Source organism: Phocaeicola sp. RTP21359st1_B8_RTP21360_211022, assembly GCF_040911965.1.
GTDB lineage: Bacteria > Bacteroidota > Bacteroidia > Bacteroidales > Bacteroidaceae > Phocaeicola > Phocaeicola vulgatus.
In genome coordinates this window covers 13,573-37,286 of sequence record NZ_JBDFXP010000046.1, presented here as the reverse complement: position 1 = coordinate 37,286, position 23,714 = coordinate 13,573, and the positions used below count along the sequence as shown (strand labels likewise).

Below are 23,714 nucleotides of genomic sequence, written 5' to 3'. Positions count from 1 at the left end.
TAATGATTCATTTTTATATATGGCAAAAATATAAGAATGAAAAATGGGCGACAAGATAGAATCGCGGAGACGCTTACTTCCAGCCCATATTTTTGTTCCTACCTGTTAGATGAGAGGTATGTCTGTCATGCCTGTATTTTAAGAAATACTTAGCTGTCTTTTCTTGGAGCATATCCTTTATCTTCCTTGTTATGTATCCAGTTGCTTCCTGATAAGTTTATCATTTCACTAAAGTGATGAAACCTTATCACCCTAGTGATGAGCTTGTACCACTTGGGTGATGAAACTTCATCACTTAAGTGAAACACTGTACTTGTCAAGAAGAGAACACGAACTTGTCCTGATGAAAACCCTTTTACATAAGGATGTTTACGCTTAGTCACTTTTCATCCCGAAACGCCGGAAATCCCTTGACAAAGGCTTTTCAATGTGCTATCTTTGTGGAAACAACAACTAAAAAAAACAATAAAATCATGATGAAAGAAATGATTCGGAAGGTGATGGAATGGTGCAAGTTATGGAACGGTGAAGCTGCAACGGCGAAACAGGCGGACCCTTCTTCGGATAAAAGGGAAAAAGAACAGGCTGCGGATAACCGGGAGGTGCAAGACCGTCTGGAGAACTACTTGTGGAAACACTATGAGTTCCGTTTCAACGTGTTGACGGAACAACCCGAATATTGCGCGAAGGGGCAAGGGACGGACACACCTTATAAGATGGTGACTCAGCGTACCTTGAACACCTTGTGCCTGGAAGCGCACCGTCATCGCATCAATTGCTGGGATAAGGATGTGAGCCGCCTGCTCCATTCGGAACGCTTGGAAGACTATCACCCTTTCCTTACTTATATGGATACACTGCCCCAATGGGACGGGGTGGACCGCGTCACTCCGCTGGCGCAGCGCATCTCGAAAAAAGCCTTCTGGATAAACGGCTTCCACCGCTGGATGCTGGGAATGGCCGCCCAGTGGGCAGGACGCATGGACCGTTGCGCCAATGCAGTGGCCCCTATGTTGGTGAGCCGTATGCAGGGCAAGTGTAAATCTACTTTTTGTCAGTTGTTGATGCCCGACGGGTTGAGAGATTATTACACGGACAGTTTTGAGTTGACGGGGCAGTCGGGCTGCGAACAGAAACTGGCGCAGTTCGGGCTGATTAATCTGGATGAGTACGACCGTCTTTCTCCTCAAAAACTGCCGTTGCTCAAGACACTGATGCAGATGAAGAAGTTGGATTTCCGTAAGTCGCACCGTTCATCCTACAGTCACCTGCCCCGCATGGCTTCGTTTATAGGAACCAGTAATCATAAGGATTTGCTGACCGACCCCACGGGCAGTCGCCGTTATCTTTGTGCCGAGGTGAAAGAGAAAATAGACTGCACGCCACTGGAGCACAAGCAATTGTTTGCCCAATTGAAGGCGGAGCTGGAGGGCGGCGAGCGTTATTGGTTTTCGGCCGAAGAGGAAGCGGAACTGCAATTGCGCAACCGCGAGTTCTATGCCATGCCCGTAGAGCAGGAGGTGTTCTACCGTTGTTTTCGCCTGCCTGAGGCGGGAGAGGAGTTCAAACTCTATTCGGCCTCGGTCATTTTCACCATTTTGCAGAGCCGTTATCCTGCGGCTATGCGCGGCATGACGGTGGTGCGTTTCGGCAAGATGATGAGCGCCATGGGGGCGGAACGGATGCATACGGAGAAAGGAAATCTGTACAAGGTGGTGCTGGCGGCATAATTCCCGTCCATCAGGCCGGCTGAAAGGACTGACAGGAGGCTGAAGGGGCTTCTGTCAGTCTTATTTGTTGTGTGACAGTGTGTTAACCGTGCTGAATGGACTGAAGGCGGGGTGCATGAATGCCAAAAAACATACTATAAGAATCTTTTTAAAGAGCCGTTTTCTCAAGAATTTGTACTAAGTTTGCAACCAAACTACATAATTAAAAAAACTATGATTAACAGATTTGTATTGAACGAAGTATCTTACTTCGGTCCGGGTGCGCGTGAAGTGCTTCCACAAGAGATTAAACGTTTGGGCTTGCATAAGGCGTTTGTTGCTACAGACAAGGACTTGATTAAGTTCGGTGTGGCTGATAAAGTGTTGAAAGTCTTGGAGAATGCAGGTATTCCTTATGAAATATTCAGTGAAATCAAACCGAATCCTACTGTAAGCAATGTAAAGGCGGGAGTTGAAGCTTTTGCAAAATCAGGAGCGGACTTTATTCTGGCTATCGGCGGCGGTTCGTCTATCGATACTTCGAAAGCGATTGGTATCATCACTAATAATCCAGACTTCAGTGATGTGGTGTCACTGGAAGGTGTGGCTCCTACAAGGAAAAAGTCAGTGCCTATCATTGCACTGCCCACTACCGCCGGTACTGCCGCCGAGGTGACTATCAACTATGTCATCACGGATGAGGAAAACCATAAGAAGATGGTTTGTGTAGACCCGAACGATATTCCCGCCATCGCTATTGTGGATGCGGAACTGATGTACACTCTGCCTAAAGGGCTGACTGCTTCTACCGGTTTGGACGCACTGACCCACGCCATCGAAGGGTTGATAACCAAAGGCGCTTGGGAAATGAGCGATATGTTCGAGATCAAGGCGATCGAAATGATTGCCCGTTATCTGGAAACCGCTGTCTTCGAGCCTACCAATGCGGAAGCCCGTAACGGTATGGCCGTGGCACAGTACATTGCAGGTATGGCGTTCTCTAATGTAGGCTTGGGCGTGGTTCACGGTATGGCTCATCCGTTGGGAGCTATCTTCGATATTCCTCACGGTGTGGCTAATGCACTGTTGCTGCCTGTCATCATGGAGTTCAATGCTCCGGCTGCTTTGTCCAAATATGTAGATATCGCCAAGGCGATGAATGTGTACAAGGATGGCATGAGCCGGGAAGAGGCTGCGAAGGCTGCTGTTGAGGCGGTGAAGGCATTGTCTGTCAAGGTGGGTATCCCTCAGCATTTGTCTGAACTGGGTATTAAGGAAGAAGACTTGCCCCGTCTGGCCGCTTCGGCTATTGCCGATGTGTGTACGCCGGGCAATCCTCGTGAAGTGACGGAAGAAATTATTCTGGAACTTTACAAGAAGGCTTTCTAAGCGTAATTCTTTTGTAATAAAAGCATAGGTGGTGTGTGGATGTGCAGGGCATATCCACACACTTTTTTTATCTCCTTTCTGTTTTTTGAATTGTTATGTGAGTTTCATCTTTTTGTATTTGGATTGAAATGTGCAGTTCGTTTCTTTGCGGCAGAAAACAATAAACTTAAAATTATGAAAAAGAAGTTCATTTTAACCGTTGCTTTTTTGAGTATCAGTTTGTTTGCCCAACAGATGTGGGCTATGCCGTTTTATCCGGTACGTGATAAAAAAGAGAATGTGAAAACGGATGCATCTTCGGCTAAGGTGGAAACATGGGAGTTTTACTCTACTGTTGAAACCCCTTCTTCCGAAGAGCTGGCTGCATTGGTTTCTAATCATAAATTAGGTAAGAAGGTAGCCTTCCTGTATGATTCATTTAAAGATACTTATGTGGTGAAGGAAGAGGTGGTACCCGGAGATCCGACGCGTCGTACGGTGATTCGTAAGCCGGAAATCTACAATGCAGTACGTACCATTGAAAAAGAACTGAACCGTCAGGTAAGGAAAGACCTGCTGCCGCAGGATAAGGCGGAGCAGGAGTTTACAGGGGTGCTGAAAGTGGCGTTGGCCGCTATCGACTCGGATACGGAGTCTTTTGAGACTGCTTTACAAGAGAATAAAAAGGACGTATCTCATTTGTTGGGTGTATTCCGCCGTGTCAGCCTTAAAAGTATCTATTGAATTCTTTCTTTTCAGGATAAACTAACAATTATATATAAATGAAAACTAAACAGTGCTTGGTCATTGTTATGACCTTGCTATGCCTTTGCGTGAAGGCGCAGAATCTCAGAGTGACCGGTGTGGTGCGGGATAAGTCGGATGTGATTATCGGTGCCAGCGTAATGGTTAAAAACTCAACAGTGGGTACGGTGACAGATATGGATGGGCGTTATTCAGTGGAAGTGCCCGCCAATGGTGTATTGATTTTTTCTTATATCGGATATACTCCGGTAGAGAAACAAGTAGATGGACAAACGGTGATTAACGTGACGATGAATGACGATGTGCAGGCCATTGACGAAGTAGTGGTAACTGCTATCGGTATCAAGCAGCAGAAAAAGAAGTTGGGATATACTACCCAACAAGTCAATACCGAGGCTTTAGACCAGCCGGGTACGGTGAATGTTGGTAATGCCTTGTCGGGTCAGGTAGCCGGTTTGACGGTAAATAATCCTACCGGTATTTTTCAGGCTCCTTCGTTTTCCTTACGTGGAAAGACTCCGTTGATGGTGATTGACGGTGTGCCTGTGGAGTCGGATCTTTTTGACGTATCTCCCGAAAATATAGAAAGTATTAATGTTTTGAAGGGAACTGCCGCCGCTGCTTTGTATGGTTCGCGGGGTAAAGACGGTGCTATTTTGATCACTACCAAACTGGCGAAAGAGGATGGATTGACTGTTACGGCCGGATTGTCCAGTATGGTTTCTGCCGGATTTACGGTCTTTCCTGAAACTCAGACAGAGTTTGGTTCGGGCTCTAATGGTCAGTATGCCTTTTGGGATGGAGCAGATGGTGGTATCTCGGATGGAGACATGACCTGGGGACCTCGTTTTGCCGGGCAGAAAATAGCACAGTGGAATAGTCCTATCCGTAATAAAGAAACAGGAGAAACGATTCCTTGGTGGGGGGATGTTTCCGGTACGATTTATGATGACCAGTCTAAGTACGAACGGGTGCCCATCGCATGGGAGCCTCATGATAACCTGAGGGACTTTTTACGTACCGGAATTATTACAAAAGCGACTTTTTCAGTGGCAAGCAAAAGTAAAAAAGCTAACTATAATTTTAACGGTGATTTCTCCAATCAGCGCGGACAGGTTCCCAATACTTCGGTTTATACGGGGGGATTGAACTTTAACAGTATGTATAACCTTAGTAACTCGGTTACTTTATCAGCCAATCTTTCTTATAACAAGGTATATTCTCCCAATTATCCACGTTATGGATATGGACCGAAAAATCATATGTATACCATTTTGTTATGGATGGGAAATGATGTAAATGGAAAGGAGTTGGCCGAGCATTATTATCGTCCGGACTCTGAAGGTACACGTCAGGCCAACTACAACTATGCGTGGTATAATAATCCTTACTTTGCTGCCAATGAACTGACGCAAAAGCATGACCGTAATACAATGAATGGACAACTGAAACTGAACTGGGATGTAATACCGGGGCTGAGTTTGCAAGGACGGGCTGCGGGACGTTTGGAAAGCACATTTGAAGATATGTCTGTTCCTAAGTCTTATATGAACTATGGTGATTCGCGGAATGGCGACTACAAAACGTGGAATACTGATCAGCTGGACATCAATGCGGATTTTCTTGCTACTTACACACGTGCTTTCAGCAGGAATTTTACGTTGACTGTCAATGCCGGTACTTCACTGTATTACCGTCAGATTCGGAAGCAAAGCCAGTCTACAGACGGACTGATCGTGGCGAAAGTATACAATTTGGGTAATAGCCTGAATCCTGTAAGCGCTACCAACTCGATGAACGAAAAAGCTATCGAGAGTGTTTATGGTTCTGTGAATGTAGATTTGTTTGAGTCTTTGTTTCTTACATTTACCGGGCGTAATGACTGGTCTTCTACTTTGGCAAAAGGGAATAACTCCTATTTCTATCCTTCTGTGTCATTAAGTACATTGGTTAATGAATATGTGAAACTGCCTTCATGGATGGATTATCTGAAAGTAAATGGTGCATGGGCGCAAGTTTCCAGTGACCTTGATCCTTATTCTTTGTATGCTACTTATTCCAATGGCACACTGTATGGCAGTATTCCGTCCGTGACTTATCCGGGTACGTTACTCAATGCGAATATATTGCCGCAAAAAACAACCTCGTATGAGGTGGGGGTTTCTACTTCGTTTTTGCATAATCGCATTGGAATTGATCTGACCTACTATCATATGCTGGATGAGAACAGTATTATAGAACTGCCCATATCATCTGCCTCGGCATTTACCAAACGTTATGTGAATGGTAACGAATACACAACAAACGGTTTCGAGCTGATTGTTTCCGCCACTCCGGTAAAAAACAAAAACTTTACCTGGAATGTAGCTACCAATTGGAGTAGTAATATTCGTAAGCTGACCGGGATTTATGGAGACCAGGAGAAGTTCGGCGATTTGAAAAAAGGTGACCGGGCTGATGCTATGTATGCTACCGAGTGGGAAAAGACACCGGATGGCCGGTTGATATTGGATGCGAATACGGGTTTGCCCACTCAGAGCGCTTTTAAGACCAAAGTAGGAAACCAGTCTCCTGATGTTCGTTTCGGATTGCAGAATACTTTCAAGATAAAGGATTTTACTGTCAATATAGATATGGACGGAGCTATCGGAGGAACGTTGATATCTACTACCACGCAGAAAATGTGGTGGGGAGGAAAGCATCCCAAATCTACCATGTATCGTCAGGAAGAATATGATAATGGTGGCAAGCCTGTTTATGTGCCCGAAGGTGTCAATATAGTAAGCGGTGAGGTGACTTATGACGTGAATGGGAATATTGTTTCCGATACCCGTGTCTATAAAAAGAATGAAACAGCGGTAAACATACAGACTTGGGCCCAGAATTATCCTTATCGTGCCGTGGTGCGTACAGAAGAAAGCGAGTTGTTTGCTAATACGTTCAGCCGTTCTTTCCTAAAACTGAGACGTGTTGCAGTGACGTATGATTTGACTAAGTTCATTCAGTCACAGTTTATAAAAGGGCTGGATGTCACAGTGTTTGGAAACAATCTGGCCGTGCTGAAAAAGACTCCTTATTTGGATCCGGACTTTGGTGCCAGTGATGGAGATTTGCAGGATCCGTCGGCCCGTTATGTAGGAGTGAGTGCTAACATTAAATTTTAACGTTTATTCAAAATATGATGAAGAAGTATATCAAATACATGGCATCTCTTCTTGCCGTATCCTTTGCAATGAGTGCTTGCATTGATTTGGAAGAGATGAATGTGGATCCTAATAATGCCACTACTACCAATCCTTCCCTGTTGTTGACCGGAGTTGCTTATAGTGCTTTCAATCAAACCAGTTCGGATGCTTGCCATGCAGCCAAGATGCTGATTCTGACTTCGGGAGAAAGCAAGTATCAGGTTTATAAATGGACGCGTGGGGATTTTGATTATTATAGCAATTTGCGTGATGTGACCAAAATGTCAGAAGAGGCCGGAGAAGGAAGTGCTTATCAGGCTTTGGCTCATTTCTTCCGTGCCAATTATTTCTATCAGTTGACTCTGGACTTTGGAAGTATTCCCTATACGGATGCGCTTAAGGCAGAAACAGATGCGAATTACCAGCCGGCATACGATTCGCAGGAAGTTGTGCTGGCCGGCATTTTGAAGGAACTGGAAGAGGCCGATAAAATGCTTGAAGGTAGTGATGAGATTATTTCGGGAGATATTATCTACAATGGCAACTTGGTTAATTGGAGAAAATTGATTAATGCTTACCGCTTACGTATTTTGATGTCTTTGTCGGGAAAAGAGAAGGTAGGTGATATAGATGTTAAATCGGAGTTTTCAAAGATTGTAGCCGACGGACCTTTAATGGAAAGCTTGTCGGATAACGGGCAGTTGATCTATCTTGACCAGCAGGATAACCGTTATCCGTATTTTAATGACAGCGATTTCGGTTCGGGGCGTTTTATGGATTCCACTTATATTGCTGCATTGGCTACACGGCAGGATCCGCGTTTATTTGCTGTTGCCACGCAAACTCCGAATGCTGAAAAAGCCGGAAAAGCGATTAATGATTTCAGCTCTTATGACGGGGGTGATCCGGCTGTTCCTTATAGTTTGGTTAATGATAAGGCGGTGGCTGGAAACTGTTCCAAGCCTGCTCCCCGTTATTACCAGACTCCGACCAATGAGCCTATGGTCTTGTTAGGTTACGTTGAACAGCAGCTTATATTGGCTGAGGCTGTAGTAAGAGGATGGATTCAGGGAGATGACAAGATTTATTATGAATCGGCCGTCAAGGCGTCTTTTGAGTTTTATCAGAAATATGCTGTGTCGGTAGCTGATTATCTCACTCAGGATGCAGCGGCAGAATACCTTCGAAATGACAAGGTGGCTTATTCCTCTTCCCTTTCTACTGATGAGAAGATAGAGCGTATTATTATGCAAAAGTATTTGCCGACATTTTTGCAGGGAAGTGTATGGCTACCCTACTATGAGGCGCTTCGTACGGGGTATCCCGATTTCCGCCGTGCCGCAGGAGTTAGTCTGCCTTATCGCTGGATGTATCCGCAGGATGAATATAATAACAATGCCACTCATGTGGAGGCTGCTTTGAATGAGCAGTTTGGTGGAAGTGATAAAACCTCGGATAAGCCTTGGTGGTTGCAGTAATCAGTTTAAATAAATTTTTAGGATGATGAAAAAGATAAAAACATTATGTGGTGTGTTGGCTCTGCTTTGTGTAGGGATGATGCCGGTAAGCGCGCAAAATGTGCTGAAATTCAATGCAGACAAGAAGTTTAAGATTGTTCAGTTCACTGATGTTCATTGGGTACCGGGAGACTCTGCCTCGGAAGAAGCGGCGGAGCGAATGAATGAGGTCTTGGATGTTGAGAAACCGGATTTGGTGATTTATACAGGTGATTTGGTGTTTGGCAAGCCGGCGAGCGAGGCATTGTCTAAAGCTTTGGAACCTGTTGTTTCCCGCCGTTTGCCTTTTGCCGTGACTTGGGGAAACCATGATGATGAGCAAGATATGACCCGTATTGAGTTACTGGAATATATCAAAGATATGCCGGGTAATCTGACCTCTACCACGGCAGGGATTTCGGGAGTTACTAATTATGTACTTCCTTTGAAGTCGGAAGACGGAAAGAAGGATGCAGCTGTGCTTTATGTCTTCGATAGCAATGCGTATTCGTCTTTGAAACAGGTAAAAGGGTATGATTGGATAAAGCCGGATCAGATAAATTGGTATGTTGAGAGCAGTGTGGGATATACGGAACGTAATGGTGGCAAGCCACTGCCCTCGTTGGCTTTCTTTCATATTCCTTTTCCGGAATATAATGAAGCGGCGCAAGATGAAAATGCGTTATTGATAGGAACACGTAAGGAAAAGGCTTGTGCTCCGTTGATTAATACAGGTTTGTATGCTGCTATGCTGAATGCAGGAGACATAATGGCTACATTTGTGGGGCACGACCATGTGAATGATTATGTAGTTGATTGGAAAGGGATTTTGTTGTGCTATGGACGGTTTACCGGAGGGAATACCGTTTATCACGATATTCCGGGAGGAAATGGGGCACGGGTCATTGAACTGACACAAGGAGTGCGCTCTTTCAAGACATGGGAGCGTTTGGAGGGAGGAAAGATTATTAATGAAGTAAATTATCCGTCTGATTTCCAAAGAGAATAATAGTCAGTTGGGCAGGATAGAGGTATTCTCAGTACCTGTCCTTCCGGTGACAAGACTGTTTCGTCATTTGTTATACATAAATTATTGTCACAGCTTCATACATCCCTGTCGGCATTCTATGGATATAGTTAATAATGGCCGGCAGGGTGATAGAATATTATGACCGTTTCAGATATTCGTACCCTATCCGGCAATACAGGCATTTTTTCTTATCGCAATATTCTTTCTTTAATTGTATCAAAGCTTGGCTGTCGGCGGCATTGGAGGCTTTCATTCCGCATTGTTCCCACATGCGGGTGATATAATTGTTCTCCGCTTTCAATTCTTCCAGAAAACTGCCGGCACGTGCACAAAGTACACGATTCCCTTTATGCAGTCCGTAAGCATAGAGAAATGTCACTACCGTGTTGATAATGAGTAAATCCAGTGAGGTGTTACTTAGAGTCTTCGGACGGGAAGGGGAAGAACCGCCAAATGTATAATGAGTGAGCCAGTATTCTGACGTTCCTCCTTTCAGAATATCTCTGACACCTTGTAGTGTCTCCGTTTCCATGATGCGAGAGAGCAGTCCGTAGGCACGATGATAAAGACATGCCAACTGTGCAATCCGTATATGCGGAAAATTAGCAGGACGTAGCCGGAGAAAACGCCATAGGGAAGCATCCATCGGGATAAGTCCGAATTTATGCTGTAGATAGGTGTACTCTTTTTTTAGCCGGAGATAGTATCCGTCTCCATCAGAATCTTCCAGAATGCCGGCTTGTCCAAAGAAGATGGCTTCTATCTGGAAAAGGTCGTTCCGATGCTTGTCTACCGCCCGGAAGGGAAGCCGATGAGCCCAGGTTTCGAAAGCGTCTCCGTTCAGCCCGAAACCGAAATTACGTGCCAGTGTGATAAAAAAAGCATCTTCCCAATTGCCTTGACAACGTTTTAACCGTTCATTCAATAAGGTCGCTTTTTGCTCGAATCTTTCCATCTGTAAGGCAGTCATCCATGAGTGGGCGGTGAAAGGGGGGAGTGAAGGAATGATGCGGTAACAAGGGGGGTAGCTGTCTGTTTCCAACAGTTCCTTGTAGTTGGTGCGGACCGCTTCCGGGCAGATGAGTTGTATTTGGGGGATTCTTTCTCCATTGCTCCTGCTGATTTCCGTATCTATTTCGGAGGCTATATGCAGAATGACAGAGTTGTAACCGGCATCTGCATGATGTCCGTGTTTGAACCAGTCTGAAGATCTTTCATGTATCTCGATATTGCCTATCCAAAGCACACCGTCCAGCTTGAGCTTGGCATTAAAAAAATCGGGACCGGCGTCGGTATTCGCCAGTCCCGTATCTATAACTTCCACTTGTTGGCCGGTTGTCGTTTTCAGTTCTTTGAGAGGAAATATTTTATGTTTCCATACATAGTGTAATAGTTGTTCCATGTTAATGAGGTGTAAATGTTTGGCAAATGTAATGGTTTACAACGAAAAACGCTATCTTTGTGGCTGAAATAACATTCGTAATTATGAAAATAGCATTAATAGGATACGGAAAGATGGGCAAGGAGATTGAAAAGGTTGCAGTTGCCCGCGGACATGAGATTGTGAGTATTATAGATGTTGATAATCAAGATGATTTTAATTCGGAAGCATTTAAATCAGCAGATGTGGCTATTGAGTTTACTAACCCGATGGTGGCATATGACAACTATATGAAAACTTTTGCTGCCGGTGTCAAATTGGTATCGGGCAGTACCGGATGGATGGACAAACATGGTGATGAGGTGAAAGAATTATGCACGAAAGGTGGAAAAACCTTGTTCTGGTCGTCTAACTTCAGTCTGGGTGTCGCTATATTCTCTGCTGTAAATAAATATTTGGCTAAAATAATGAATAACTTTCCCGCTTACGAGGTTTCCATGACCGAAACTCATCATATTCATAAACTGGATGCGCCCAGCGGAACAGCCATCACGCTGGCCGAAGGAATTCTGGAAAATATGAACCGCAAGAGTAAATGGGTGAAAGGGACCATGGTGGCACCGGATGGAACCGTGTCGGGAACATCGGAATGTGCCGAGAATGAGTTTCCTGTAAATTCGATCCGTGAAGGGGAGGTGTTTGGTATTCATACTATCCGCTATGACTCTGAGGCGGACAGCATCTCAATTACCCATGATGCAAAGAATCGGAAGGGGTTTGCCTTGGGAGCTGTTTTGGCGGCGGAATATACATCCAGGCATGAAGGGTTATTAGGAATGAGTGATTTATTTCAGTTTTAAGATATGATAAGAGCAACACGTACACAGTGGATTAAGTTTGCCGTTGTTCTGGCGCTTTACCTGATATTTCTTGTCTGGTTGAGAAGCTGGCTGGGATTGGTGGTTGTACCGTTTATCTTCGATGCGTATATCACAAAGAAGATTCCATGGACTTGGTGGAGAGAGTCCAAGAACCGTCATGTAGTGACTGTCATGGGATGGGTGGATGCTATTGTATTCGCACTGGTGGCGGTATACTTTGTCAACCTCTATTTCTTCCAGAACTATGTGATTCCTTCTTCTTCGCTGGAAAAATCATTGCTGACGGGTGATTATCTGTTTGTGAGTAAAATGAGTTATGGGCCCCGTGTGCCTCAGACTCCGCTGCACATGCCGTTGGCACAACACACACTGCCGTTTTTTAATTGTAAATCATACCTTGAGCATCCACAATGGGATTATAAACGGGTGAAAGGTTTGGGGGATGTACAGTTGAATGATATCGTTGTCTTTAACTTTCCGGCCGGAGATACAGTTGCCACCGGTGTGCCCAATGATGATATTTACCGTCTGAGTTATGGCGCAGGCAAGGAGCTGGCAAAACCGGTGGATTTGGCTTCCATGACTCCGGAGCAGCAACGGGTGGTCTATGATTATTATTATCAGTTGGGACGGGAGTACCTGAAAGAGAATCCACAGAACTTCGGTGAGATAATCAGCCGTCCGGTAGACCGCCGTGAGAACTACGTGAAGCGGTGTGTGGGTTTGCCCGGACAAACGTTGGAGATAAAGGATCGTATTATTTATTTGGATGGTAAAGCTAATAAAGAGCCTGATAATGTGCAGTATCGTTATCTGGTGAAAACCAAGCGCCCTATTCCCGATGACCTGGCTCATGAACTGGGTATCAGCAAGGAGGATATGATGATGTATTATACGGATGCTTCTGTTTATAATATGCCTCTGACGGAAAAAGCGAAAGCTGGTTTGTTGGCGCGTAAGGATATTGTAGTCAGTATTGAGAATACACCGGCTGATGATGCGGGGGGCTTGTACCCGCTGAATATGTATAAGAACTGGACTACGGATAACTACGGACCTGTATGGATTCCCAAAAAGGGAGAGACGGTGAAACTCACGATAGAGAATCTTCCTGTTTATGAGCGTCCTATTCATGTTTACGAGGGTAATGAACTGGCGGTGAAAGATGGAAAGATTTATATTAACGGCAAGGAAACCGATGAGTATACTTTCAAGATGGATTATTACTGGATGATGGGAGATAACCGTCATAATTCGGCTGACTCCCGTTTTTGGGGATTTGTTCCCGAAGATCATGTGGTGGGAAAACCTATCTTTATCTGGTTGTCATTGGATAATGACCGTGGCTGGCTGGATGGAAAAATACGTTGGAACCGATTGTTTACCTTTGTAGATAACATTAAATAAATTGCGCATACCCTGTATTCCTGTATGGATAAAAGCAATGCTTACTGCTGTCATTCTGGTACTGTTGGTAAAGACATTTGCTTTCACCTCCTGCACCATTCCCTCTACCGGTATGGAGAATAGCCTTTATCAAGGGGAAAGGGTTTTGGTGAATAAGTGGAGTTATGGGTTTCGTGTGCCTTTTTCTATCTGGCGGTGGCTGGGAAAAACTGCCGGGAAAGGGGATATTGTGTTGTTCAACAATCCTAATCCACGGTCTCCTCAGACGTCGGTGGGCAATCGGGAAGTGTTTATAAGCCGTGTGGTAGGAGTACCCGGAGATACGTTGATGTTGAATGATGAACTGTGGGTGACCGACGAACAAGTGTTGAGCCCGGATAGTAAATCTTTGTATGTCTATTCTCATACGGAAGAAGAAACGATGCAGGCTGCCATGCAGCAAGTGAACATTCAGGGAAACAGGTTGGTGGGGTATGCCGAGGGGAAGTATATACGTACCTTCAGTCATTATGAATATTACCTGTTAAAACAAAAACTGGCGGGAAAAGTGGATTTGATTCCTCTTTATCATAAGGATATAAGCAAGAGCCATCCCTTTGTGATCCCGGAAAAAGGGAAACCTGTCAAGGTATATCCTTGGAATGTGACCTTGTTGTGCAATACTATTGTCCGCCATGAAGGGAGAGTGGCTTCTGTCAGGGGAGATACCCTGTATGTAGGGGGAAAACCTGTAGAAGCCTATACATTTAATAAAAATTATTACTGGATGGCATCCAATAATCCGGTAAATCTGTGTGATTCGCGTTTATTCGGCCTGGTGCCCGATGACCATTTGATCGGTAAAGCTTGGCGCATTTGGTTTTCATCCAGAAAAGGGCGCATTTTTCAACGAGTGCAATAATGGAGAATACGATATATTTAAGTTCGGCCTATCTGGCCCCGGTGGAATATTATACAAAACTGTTTGCCTGTGAGAAGGCCTATGTGGAACAGTATGACAATTATGTGAAACAGACTTATCGCAACCGTTGTGTCATTGCGGCAGCCGACGGTCCGCTGGCACTGACTATCCCTACGGAAAAAAGCGGTACGCCTAAATGCCTGATGAAGGATGTCCGTATTTCGGATCATGGCAATTGGCGTCATATACATTGGAATGCTTTGGTGGCTGCATATAGAAACAGTCCTTTCTTTGAGTACTATGCTGATGATTTCCGCGTCTTTTATGAAAAGAAATATGCCTTCTTGTGGGATTATAATCAGGAAATTTGTTCTTTAGTATGCGATTTGATCGATATTCATCCCCATATGGAAGGAACAACGGAATATTGCATGGAATTTGTTCCGGGTGAGGTTGATTTTCGTGAGACTATTCATCCGAAGCGTGACTGGCGTGAGGCGGATGCTGACTTTTGCCCTAAACCTTACTATCAAGTTTTTGATGCCAAATACGGTTTTCTGCCGAATTTGAGTATCGCCGATCTTTTGTTTAATATGGGGCCGGAGAGCCTGATTGTTTTGCGAGATAGTGTTAAAGGTATAAACCATAAAGAATAATATCATGAATAATTTGTTTAGTGTAAAAGACCAGGTGGTGGTAATCACCGGTGGAACAGGGGTTTTGGGAAAGGCTATTGCCGCCCATTTGGCAGAAGAAGGTGCCAAGGTTGTTATATTAGGCCGTAAGGCAGAAGTAGGAAATGCCATTGTAAACGAAATCAAGGCCAAAGGCGGGGAAGCCATGTTTCTTGTAACGAATGTGTTGGATGAGGCTATATTGGAGCAGAATCTGAAGGATATTCTCGCAGCATATGGTCGTGTAGATGCATTGCTGAATGCAGCAGGAGGTAATATGCCGGGTGCTACGATTGCTCCTACAGGAAATTTCTTTGATTTGAAGGTCGATGAGTTCCAGAAAGTGCTTAATCTGAATCTTACCGGAACAGTTCTGCCTACACAGGTATTTTTGAAGCCGATGGTGGAACAGAAGAAAGGAGCTATTGTGAACTTCTCTTCTATGGCGGCATTCCGTCCGATGACCCGTGTATGTGGTTATGCGGCTGCAAAGGCGGGAATCTCTAATTTCACTGCGTTCATGGCCAATGAAGTGGCTACGAAATTTGGTGAAGGCATCCGCGTGAATGCCATTGCTCCGGGATTCTTCCTGACCGAACAGAACCGTACTTTGTTGACAAACGAAGATGGTACATATACTCAGCGTGGTAATGATGTGATTCGCCAGACTCCGTTCAAACGTTTCGGTAAAGCAGAGGAACTGTGTGGAACCATCCAGTATCTCATCAGCGATGCCAGCAGCTTTGTAACCGGTACAGTAGCCGTAGTAGATGGTGGTTTCAATGCATTTGCCATGTAACAAGTCTTTAGTTTTTAATTCTCAATTTTTTTATTTGATATGATTTTATGTGAGCAAACATGGCGCTGGTACGGACCGAATGATCCCGTATCATTGTGGGACATCAAACAAGCCGGAGCAACCGGTATTGTCAATGCCTTACATCATATTCCCAACGGTGAAGTATGGACGGTAGAGGAAATAATGAAGCGCAAGAAATTGATTGAAGAAGCAGGATTAACTTGGAGTGTCGTAGAATCCGTGCCCGTACACGAGCATATTAAGACACAGACAGGAGATTATCTGAGATATATCGAGAACTATAAACAGAGTTTGCGTAATCTGGCAGCATGTGGTATCTATATTGTGACTTATAACTTCATGCCTGTACTGGATTGGACCCGTACGGACCTGGCATATACGTTGCCCGATGGTTCCAAGGCATTGCGTTTTGAGCGGGCTGCTTTTGTAGCGTTCGATCTGTTTATCTTGAAACGTCCGGGAGCCGAAAAGGAATACTCGGCCGAAGAGATAGAAAAGGCAAAAGCGCGTCTGGCACAAATGGATGAGGAAGAAATTCATCGTCTGACACGAAATATGATTGCAGGATTGCCCGGTTCGGAGGAAAGTTTTACATTGGAGCAATTCCAAAATGAACTGGACCGTTACAAGGATATTGATGCGGACAAACTCCGCAATAACTTGATTTTCTTCTTGAAAGAAATTTGTCCGGTAGCCGATGAAGTGGGAGTAAAGCTCGTTATTCATCCGGACGATCCGCCTATGTCTATTCTGGGCTTGCCGCGCATTATGAGTACGGAGGCGGATTTCAAGCTGTTGGTGGAAGCTGTACCTAATCCGTCAAACGGACTTTGTCTGTGCTGTGGCTCATTTGGCGTATCTGCACAGAATGATTTGCCGGGTATCATGGAACGTTGGGGAGACCGTATCAATTTTGTTCATTTGCGCAGTACCCAACGTGATGCTGAAGGGAACTTTTATGAGGCGAATCATCTGGAGGGTGATGTGGACATGTATCATGTAGTTAAGAACCTGTTGAAAGTGCAGCAACGTCGTGGAATATCTATTCCTATGCGTCCGGATCATGGTCATCAGATGATAGATGATTTGAACAAGAAAACAAATCCGGGCTATTCTTGTTTGGGACGTATGCGTGGCCTTGCCGAGCTTCGTGGTTTGGAAAAAGGAATAGCGATGAGTATGGAAACAAAATAATCTTTTTTTAACATATAGAAAGAAGGCCTGAATGTCTTCCGGTGATGAGGTATATCCGGAAGTGTTCAGGTCTTCTTTTTGTCTAAAAGATAGATAATGAGGACTATTCTAGACAAATATAGAGATTAATTAGACAAATAAAGAGGTGCAGGCAAGGGGAGGAGGTTTATATTTGCAACAGATTTAATCTAATTAACCCTTAAATTCTTTTATTATGAATAAAAAAACAAAACTGCTTTCAATCCTTGGATTGGTGACAGCTATCCTGTTTTTGTTCTCATCGGAGGTGTTGGCCCAATCCTTATCTATCAGTGGTAAGGTAATTGACAAAAACAGTCAGGAGCCTGTAATTGGGGCCAGTGTTTTAATTGAAGGAACCTCAAACGGTACAATAACCGATTTGGATGGTAACTTTATGCTTTCTAATGTTCCTTCCAAAGGAAATTTAGTTGTGTCTTACATTGGTTATGCTACGCAAACTCTTCCTATTAATGGGAGGACTAGTTTCAGTGTTGTATTGGCTGAAGATACCGAAACGTTGGATGAAGTTGTTGTAATAGGTTATGGCGTACAGAAAAAAGTGAATCTTACCGGATCTGTGTCTTCAGTGAAAGGAGATGCATTGGAACGTCGTCCGGTAGCTGATGCCACACAGAGTTTGCAAGGGATGGTTCCGGGGCTGTTGGTGAGCAACTCAAATACGGGTCGTCCGGGAGCTAGTGGTACGTTGACTTTGCGTGGACAAGGCAATCTGGATAATAATGCGAATCCTTATATTTTGGTTGATGGAGTGGAAATGAGTCTCTCGGACGTGAACCCGAATGATATTGAAAGTATTTCTGTATTGAAAGATGCTGCTGCTTGTGCCATTTATGGTGCACGTGCGGCGTATGGTGTCATTTTGGTCACTACCAAGAAAGGTGAGGAAGGTAAAATGCGTGTAAATTACCAAGGAAACGTAGGTTGGAGTACGCCGACTGTATTGCCTGATATGGTTGATTCCTATGAATTTGCTCAGTATTGGAATGCCGGATGTATCAATGCAGGTTCTCCTCGTTTGTATAGTGAGGAAAAAATGGGTTTATTACAGCAATATATTAAAGATCCCAGTAGTGTGGATCCTTGGTTCGAACTTCCTAAAAATTCTAATATGAACCCGGCATTCGAAAATTCAGAATTAGGAGTAGGAAATACTAATTATTTCGATTTGCATTATAAGGATTGGGCATTCAAGCAAAATCATAATCTCAGCTTGAGTGGGGGTGGCAAAAAAGCACAATATTATATTTCTGGTGGTTATTATTCGGAAGATGGTATTCTCCGTTATGCCGATATGGATTTCAGCCGTTATAATTTTGCCGCTAATATTTCTTCTCAGATTACCGATTGGATGAAGGTAAAAGTAAATACGAAGTTTATGCATTCCGATGAGGATACTCCTTTTGGTGACGGAGGGCTTAGTGAAGGCTTTTATCATTCATTGGCACGTTTCCGTCCTACAGTTGCTCCTATTGATCCGAATGGGCATTTTACAGAACTGACTATGATTCCTTATTTGCAGAGTGGTACGTATACAAATACTCAACGTGACCGTTTTAGTTTAACGGCAGGTTTAGATATCCAACCTGTGAAAAACTGGTTTATCTTTTTTGATTATACATATAAATTGATGGATTTGGAATATGAGGCATTGAACGTGAGCCCGTTAATTTATGGGGCTGACGGGGTGAGTACTTCAAAAGGTGTGCGTGATGAGTTGGGTGTATCACCCGATGGCAAGTTTACCCGTTATTATGCGCATACTCGCTACCAATCTATAAATTTATATTCGAATTATCTCTTTACTTTGGGAGACAAGCATAATTTTACCGTAATGGCAGGTTATCAGGAAGAAAATAATGACTATAGTTATATGAAGAACTCGATTACCGGACTTTATTCAACTTCAAATCCTAATGTAGGTATGGGAACCGGTGATAAGACGGTAGTCGATACTCGTAATGGCTGGGCAACCCGTGGCTTTTTCGGACGTGTGAATTATGATTATGACGGACGTTATCTTCTTGAATTGAATGGACGATATGATGGATCGTCACGTTTTGCCAAAGGTAATCGTTGGGGCTTCTTTCCATCTGCATCTTTAGGATGGAATATTACCCGGGAACAGTTTATGATGCCAATAGCCGATGTAGTTTCCAACTTGAAACTTCGTGCTTCTTACGGATTACTGGGTAATCAGGCGGGTGCGGCCCTTTATACTTTTGCCGCTACTATGGATTTGAATGATAAATTGGGAAATTATATATTCTCTGATGGACGCCACATCTTTACTAAGGCCCCTGCCGTAGTCAACCCGAATACGACTTGGGAAAAAGTGGAGAGTAAGAATATAGGTTTGGATTTCGGTTTCTTTGGTAATTCGTTGACCGGTTCTTTTGATGTTTTTCAACGTGATACGAAGGATATGTTAGGACCTACGGTGGATTTCCCGGATTTCTTTGGTGCAGACGCTCCTAAAACCAATAATGCCCGTATGCGTAACCGTGGTTGGGAATTGGTGCTGAGTTATCGTGGAAAAATTGGAAAGGATATTGACTATAGCATAGGCGGTTCTCTTTCGGATGCTACTGCTGAAGTAACTGAATATGAAGGGACTAGAACAAATCCTAAAGATAATTGGTATAAAGGAAAGAAAGCTGGTGAAATTTGGGGATATCGGGCGGACGGACTGATCCAGACTCAGGCAGAGGCGGATGAGTATAATAATACCTATGATTTGTCTTTTATAAGCGGTAAACCTTGGACGCCGGGAGATGTAAAATATCGTGACCTGAATGGGGATAAGAAAATCAATAATGGGCTTAATACCTTGGATGATATGGGTGATATGACAGTAATCGGTAATACCACTCCTCGTTATCAATATACCATTAACGGTTCAATTAGCTGGAAAGGTGTAACCGTAAGCGCTATGTTCCAAGGGGTCGCTAAGCGGGACTGGGATCCTGGTACGGGAGCTTATTTTTGGGGAAGCGGACCTTATGCGCAGGTGACGGTGTTTAAAGAGCATTTGGATTATTGGAGTGAGACAAATACAGGGGCTTATTATCCAAAACCTTATATTCATACAGCAGGAGGAGTGGTTCCTTTCCGTAATAAGACAATGACGCTTAGTGACCGTTATCTCCAGAGTGGTGCTTATTGTCGTCTGAAAAATCTGACAGTGAGTTATGATATCCCTGCCGTATGGACAAAAAAGGTAGGTTTACAGAAAGTGCAGGTGTTTTTCTCTGGTGAGAATTTGTTGACTTTTACCACTTTGAAAGGAATGTTTGACCCGGAAGCTATCTTTACCAAGAATGATTACACGGCTGAAGGTGGAAAGAACTATCCTATGAACAAGGTGATATCTTTTGGTCTAGTTGTTAACTTATAATTTGATGAATATTATGAAGAAAAGAAATATATTTTTGGGTCTGGTTTTGATGTTAGGTCTTACCGGTTGCTATGATTTGGATAAGATGCCTGAAGGGGTATTGTCTACGACGATTCCTTTTGCAAGTACGGGGGAAATGAGAAATTATCTGGATCAATTCTATCAGACAGGTAATTATAAATATGACTATGTCAGCTTTGGTGATGGAATGCGTGCGCAAGGTTTTGATGCCGGTGGTGGACAATATATTGCCGGGGCAGATACACATAGTGATAATATGGCTTCCAGTTCGGTCAGTACCCGTTTGGCAGGTGAAACGACATTGAGTAGTGCGGTCAAACTGCAAAATTATACAGCTATCCGTAATTTAAATTTTATGCTGTGTAATTTAGATAATTGTGTGGAAAAAGGATCTGCTGATTATAATCAGTATGTGGGTGAGGCTTATTATTTCCGCGCATGGTATTATTATCAGATGTTTATCAGCTATGGGCGCCTGACGTGGGTGAACACTCCGCTTGATCCTAATATGGAAGAAATGAAATTGCCTCGTGCTAACCGCACGATTATTGCCGACAGTATTTTGGCTGATCTGGATAAAGCGGTGATGTATCTCAATACTCAGAACAATAGTGCTACCATGCGGATTCATAAAGATGTGGCGCGTGCTTTGAAAAGTGAAGTGGCCTTGTTTGAAGGAACTTGGGAAAAATACCATAAAGCGAAAAATGATAAGTTTTTTGATTCTACGGTGACCGATGAAAAAATTCGCGATTATTTTAATCAGGCTGTTGCAGCTGCAAAAGAAGTGATGGATCGTGGCGTATGGGCCATTTATAATACTGGTAACAAATTGGATGATTATCGTCAGATGTTTCAGACTACAGATTTATCGGGTAATCCGGAAGTACTTTGGTATAAACAGTATGATGGAGATCAGATTGGTAATAATGTAAACCGTTACTTAAATCAAGGAGGAGGGAGTGTAGGTGTTACGGCTTCATTAGTGGATGATTATCTGACAATTGATGGTAAACCGTTTGTTGGTGATGAGCGGATTGAAGCGAAAAAGGTGTTCGGGAATGAATTGCAGCCGACTTTGCGTGATCCGCGTTTGTCACAGACTGTTTGTATGCCGGGGCAGCAATTACGTCCGGATGACAAGGCTCCTTATTATGTTGTACCGCCATTGATTGGTACTTCATCCTATAATCAGAATATGACTGGTTATTCTTTATTAAAACATGTGCAAATTGATTATACGGGCAGTCTGGATGCCGAGTTCAAGGGAGCCACACCGGCTATTCAGTTCCGTTATGCAGATATCCTGCTGAATTATGCAGAAGCTCTGGCTGAACTGGATGGTGTGGGGAATGCGCAGAAAATTATTGATGCCTTGCAACCTTTACGTGACCGTGTAGGTATGCCTCCGGTGGATTTTGACAGGGAGTATAATCAGGAAGCTGATTATGGTTTCCGCAATCTTGATAAGTATATTCAGGCTGTACGTCGTGAACGCCGGGTTGAAAAAGCCTGTGAAGGACGCCGTCAGGAAGATATCATGCGCTGGGCTGCTGCGGACGAATTAATAGTGGGCAAATGGCCGAAAGGTGCGCTCTTTGTGGGAAGTAATCTTGAGAACCATCCTGTATATGGTGATAAGTTAATTTATGATCAAGCTTCGGGAAATAATCTTTTCCTGACAGGCAAGCCCGGGGATCCGTTGCGCTATATTATACCTACGAATCCCGCAGGATATGAATCGGGTTGGAAATTTAATGTCAACCGTGACTATCTGTTACCCATTCAGACACGTATGTTAGGAGATTTGACCGGTGGTATGTGGGAACAAAATCCCGGATGGTAGGAATTATGTTAATAAAAAAAGATATGAGTAGAGTAACACCTGTGTTATTATATTCTTTGACGGGAGCAGTGGTGTTGTCATCGCTGTCTTCCTGCAAAGAAAAGAAATCTGAAGAGGTAAAAAAAACGATGAATGTAGTCTATATCATGTGTGACGACCATTCTTATCAGACGATCAGTGCCTATGACCAACGTTATATGCAGACGCCCAATATTGACCGGATAGCCAGTGAGGGTGTCCGTTTCACAAATAGTTTTGTGGCAAACTCCCTGAGTGGCCCCAGCCGTGCCTGTATGCTGACCGGTAAACATAGTCATGCCAATGGATTTACGGATAATACCACCACATTTGACGGTAACCAGCAGACTTTCCCGAAACTGCTTCAGGCTAATGGCTATCAGACTGCTATGATCGGTAAATGGCATCTGGTATCTGAACCTACCGGATTTAATTATTGGGACATCCTGATAGGACAAGGGGATTATTATAATCCGAAATTTATTAAAAATGGTGAACGGGTACAACGGGAAGGCTATGCTACCAATATTGTGACAGATTTGGCAATAAATTGGATGGACAGCATCCGGGACAAGAGTAAACCATTCTGTCTTTTTATTCATCATAAGGCGCCTCATCGTACCTGGATGCCTGATCTTTGTGACCTTGACTTGTATGATGATGTAACTTATCCGATGCCAGAGAACTTCTATGATAAATATGAAGGCAGAATTCCTGCATCCAAGCAGGAAATGAGCATTATAAAGGATATGGATTTGGTGTATGACCTGAAGATGGCGGACAAGGAGAATGAGATCCATACCACAACGGGACTGGAAGAAGCGGGCAGAAATATGTATAATGCTCTGAATCCGGAACAGAAGGCTGTTTGGGACAAGCATTATGATCCTATCATTGCCAAATTCAAACAGGATAAGTTAACGGGTAAGGCTTTGGCTGAGTGGAAATATCAGCAATATATGCATGATTATATGCGGGTTATCCATTCCATAGACCGTAATGTGGGGCGTGTTTTGAAGTATTTGGAAGAGAACGGATTGATGGAAAATACGATGATTGTCTATACTTCCGACCAGGGATTCTATATGGGAGAACATGGTTGGTTTGACAAGCGTTTCATGTACGAAGAGTCTTTCCGTACCCCCTTGCTGGTCCGTTTGCCGGGAGGAAAGAAAGGTGATGTTGATGAGATGGTGCAAAATATTGATTATGGTCCTACTATATTGGACCTTGCAGGGGTGGAGGTACCGGCAGATATGCATGGAGTTTCTTTCTTGCCTTTGCTGAAGGGGGAGAAAGTGCCTGACTGGCGTAAATCATTGTATTATCATTTTTATGAATACCCGGCTGAACATGCTGTCCGCCGCCATTATGGTGTACGTACAGAACGTTATAAATTGATGCATTTTTATAATGACATAGACTGTTGGGAACTATATGATTTACAGGAAGATCCTATGGAGATGCATAATATCTACGGACAACCTGGAACGGAAGAGTTGGTTAAAGAATTGAAGACGGAATTATTACGTCTCCAAGTTCAGTATGATGACCCTATTCGTAACATTTACAAGGATTGACA

16 protein-coding genes are annotated in these 23,714 nt (G+C 43.8%); 15 read left to right on the top strand and 1 reads right to left on the bottom strand.

The window, feature by feature from the left end; genetic code table 11:
- Positions 1 to 473: 473 nt before the first annotated feature.
- From AB5062_RS18740 to AB5062_RS18715, 6 genes are all read left to right on the top strand, one after another.
- Positions 474 to 1,730, top strand: a complete 1,257-nt coding sequence (locus AB5062_RS18740; RefSeq protein WP_032953061.1) for a DUF3874 domain-containing protein — start codon at positions 474 to 476, stop codon at positions 1,728 to 1,730.
- Positions 1,731 to 1,943: 213 nt separating this feature from the next.
- Entirely contained in the window at positions 1,944 to 3,098 is a 1,155-nt protein-coding gene (fucO, locus tag AB5062_RS18735) for a lactaldehyde reductase (protein ID WP_005849825.1), read from the top strand.
- 174 nt (positions 3,099 to 3,272) lie between these two features.
- Positions 3,273 to 3,821: a hypothetical protein gene (locus tag AB5062_RS18730; protein ID WP_032934996.1), complete on the top strand. Its 549-nt coding sequence runs from the start codon at positions 3,273 to 3,275 to the stop codon at positions 3,819 to 3,821.
- 38 nt (positions 3,822 to 3,859) lie between these two features.
- Positions 3,860 to 7,006, top strand: a complete 3,147-nt coding sequence (locus AB5062_RS18725) for a SusC/RagA family TonB-linked outer membrane protein (protein ID WP_032937608.1) — start codon at positions 3,860 to 3,862, stop codon at positions 7,004 to 7,006.
- Positions 7,007 to 7,023: 17 nt separating this feature from the next.
- Positions 7,024 to 8,505, top strand: a complete 1,482-nt coding sequence (locus tag AB5062_RS18720) for a SusD/RagB family nutrient-binding outer membrane lipoprotein (protein WP_032934998.1) — start codon at positions 7,024 to 7,026, stop codon at positions 8,503 to 8,505.
- 25 nt (positions 8,506 to 8,530) lie between these two features.
- On the top strand, positions 8,531 to 9,532 hold the full coding sequence (locus tag AB5062_RS18715) for a metallophosphoesterase family protein (RefSeq protein ID WP_016271074.1): 1,002 nt from the start codon (positions 8,531 to 8,533) through the stop codon (positions 9,530 to 9,532).
- Between the two features lie 157 nt (positions 9,533 to 9,689).
- Here AB5062_RS18715 and AB5062_RS18710 read toward each other — a convergent pair whose 3' ends face one another.
- On the bottom strand, positions 9,690 to 10,955 hold the full coding sequence (locus AB5062_RS18710) for a DUF2851 family protein (protein ID WP_032943988.1): 1,266 nt from the start codon (positions 10,953 to 10,955) through the stop codon (positions 9,690 to 9,692).
- Between the two features lie 83 nt (positions 10,956 to 11,038).
- Here AB5062_RS18710 and dapB point away from each other — a divergent pair, with 83 nt between their 5' ends.
- From dapB to AB5062_RS18665, 9 genes are all read left to right on the top strand, one after another.
- Entirely contained in the window at positions 11,039 to 11,794 is a 756-nt protein-coding gene (dapB, locus tag AB5062_RS18705) for a 4-hydroxy-tetrahydrodipicolinate reductase (protein ID WP_005849815.1), read from the top strand.
- Positions 11,795 to 11,797: 3 nt separating this feature from the next.
- Complete coding sequence (locus AB5062_RS18700) at positions 11,798 to 13,222, top strand: S26 family signal peptidase (RefSeq protein WP_005849813.1); 1,425 nt, start codon at positions 11,798 to 11,800, stop codon at positions 13,220 to 13,222.
- Between the two features lie 37 nt (positions 13,223 to 13,259).
- Entirely contained in the window at positions 13,260 to 14,123 is an 864-nt protein-coding gene (gene lepB, locus AB5062_RS18695) for a signal peptidase I (protein ID WP_008781294.1), read from the top strand.
- The gene (locus AB5062_RS18690; RefSeq protein ID WP_032953039.1) at positions 14,123 to 14,779 is read left to right on the top strand and encodes a WbqC family protein; all 657 of its coding nucleotides are present in this window, start codon (positions 14,123 to 14,125) and stop codon (positions 14,777 to 14,779) included. Before lepB ends, AB5062_RS18690 begins: the two co-directional genes overlap by 1 nt.
- A 4-nt stretch (positions 14,780 to 14,783) precedes the next feature.
- Complete coding sequence (locus AB5062_RS18685; protein ID WP_005838725.1) at positions 14,784 to 15,596, top strand: SDR family oxidoreductase; 813 nt, start codon at positions 14,784 to 14,786, stop codon at positions 15,594 to 15,596.
- A gap of 39 nt (positions 15,597 to 15,635) precedes the next feature.
- Entirely contained in the window at positions 15,636 to 16,811 is a 1,176-nt protein-coding gene (uxuA, locus tag AB5062_RS18680; RefSeq protein ID WP_005838726.1) for a mannonate dehydratase, read from the top strand.
- 214 nt (positions 16,812 to 17,025) lie between these two features.
- Entirely contained in the window at positions 17,026 to 20,247 is a 3,222-nt protein-coding gene (locus tag AB5062_RS18675; protein WP_007834405.1) for a TonB-dependent receptor, read from the top strand.
- Between the two features lie 4 nt (positions 20,248 to 20,251).
- The gene (locus AB5062_RS18670) at positions 20,252 to 22,114 is read left to right on the top strand and encodes a RagB/SusD family nutrient uptake outer membrane protein (RefSeq protein WP_007841778.1); all 1,863 of its coding nucleotides are present in this window, start codon (positions 20,252 to 20,254) and stop codon (positions 22,112 to 22,114) included.
- A 23-nt stretch (positions 22,115 to 22,137) separates the two neighbouring features.
- On the top strand, positions 22,138 to 23,712 hold the full coding sequence (locus AB5062_RS18665; protein WP_117699830.1) for a sulfatase: 1,575 nt from the start codon (positions 22,138 to 22,140) through the stop codon (positions 23,710 to 23,712).
- Positions 23,713 to 23,714 lie beyond the last annotated feature (2 nt).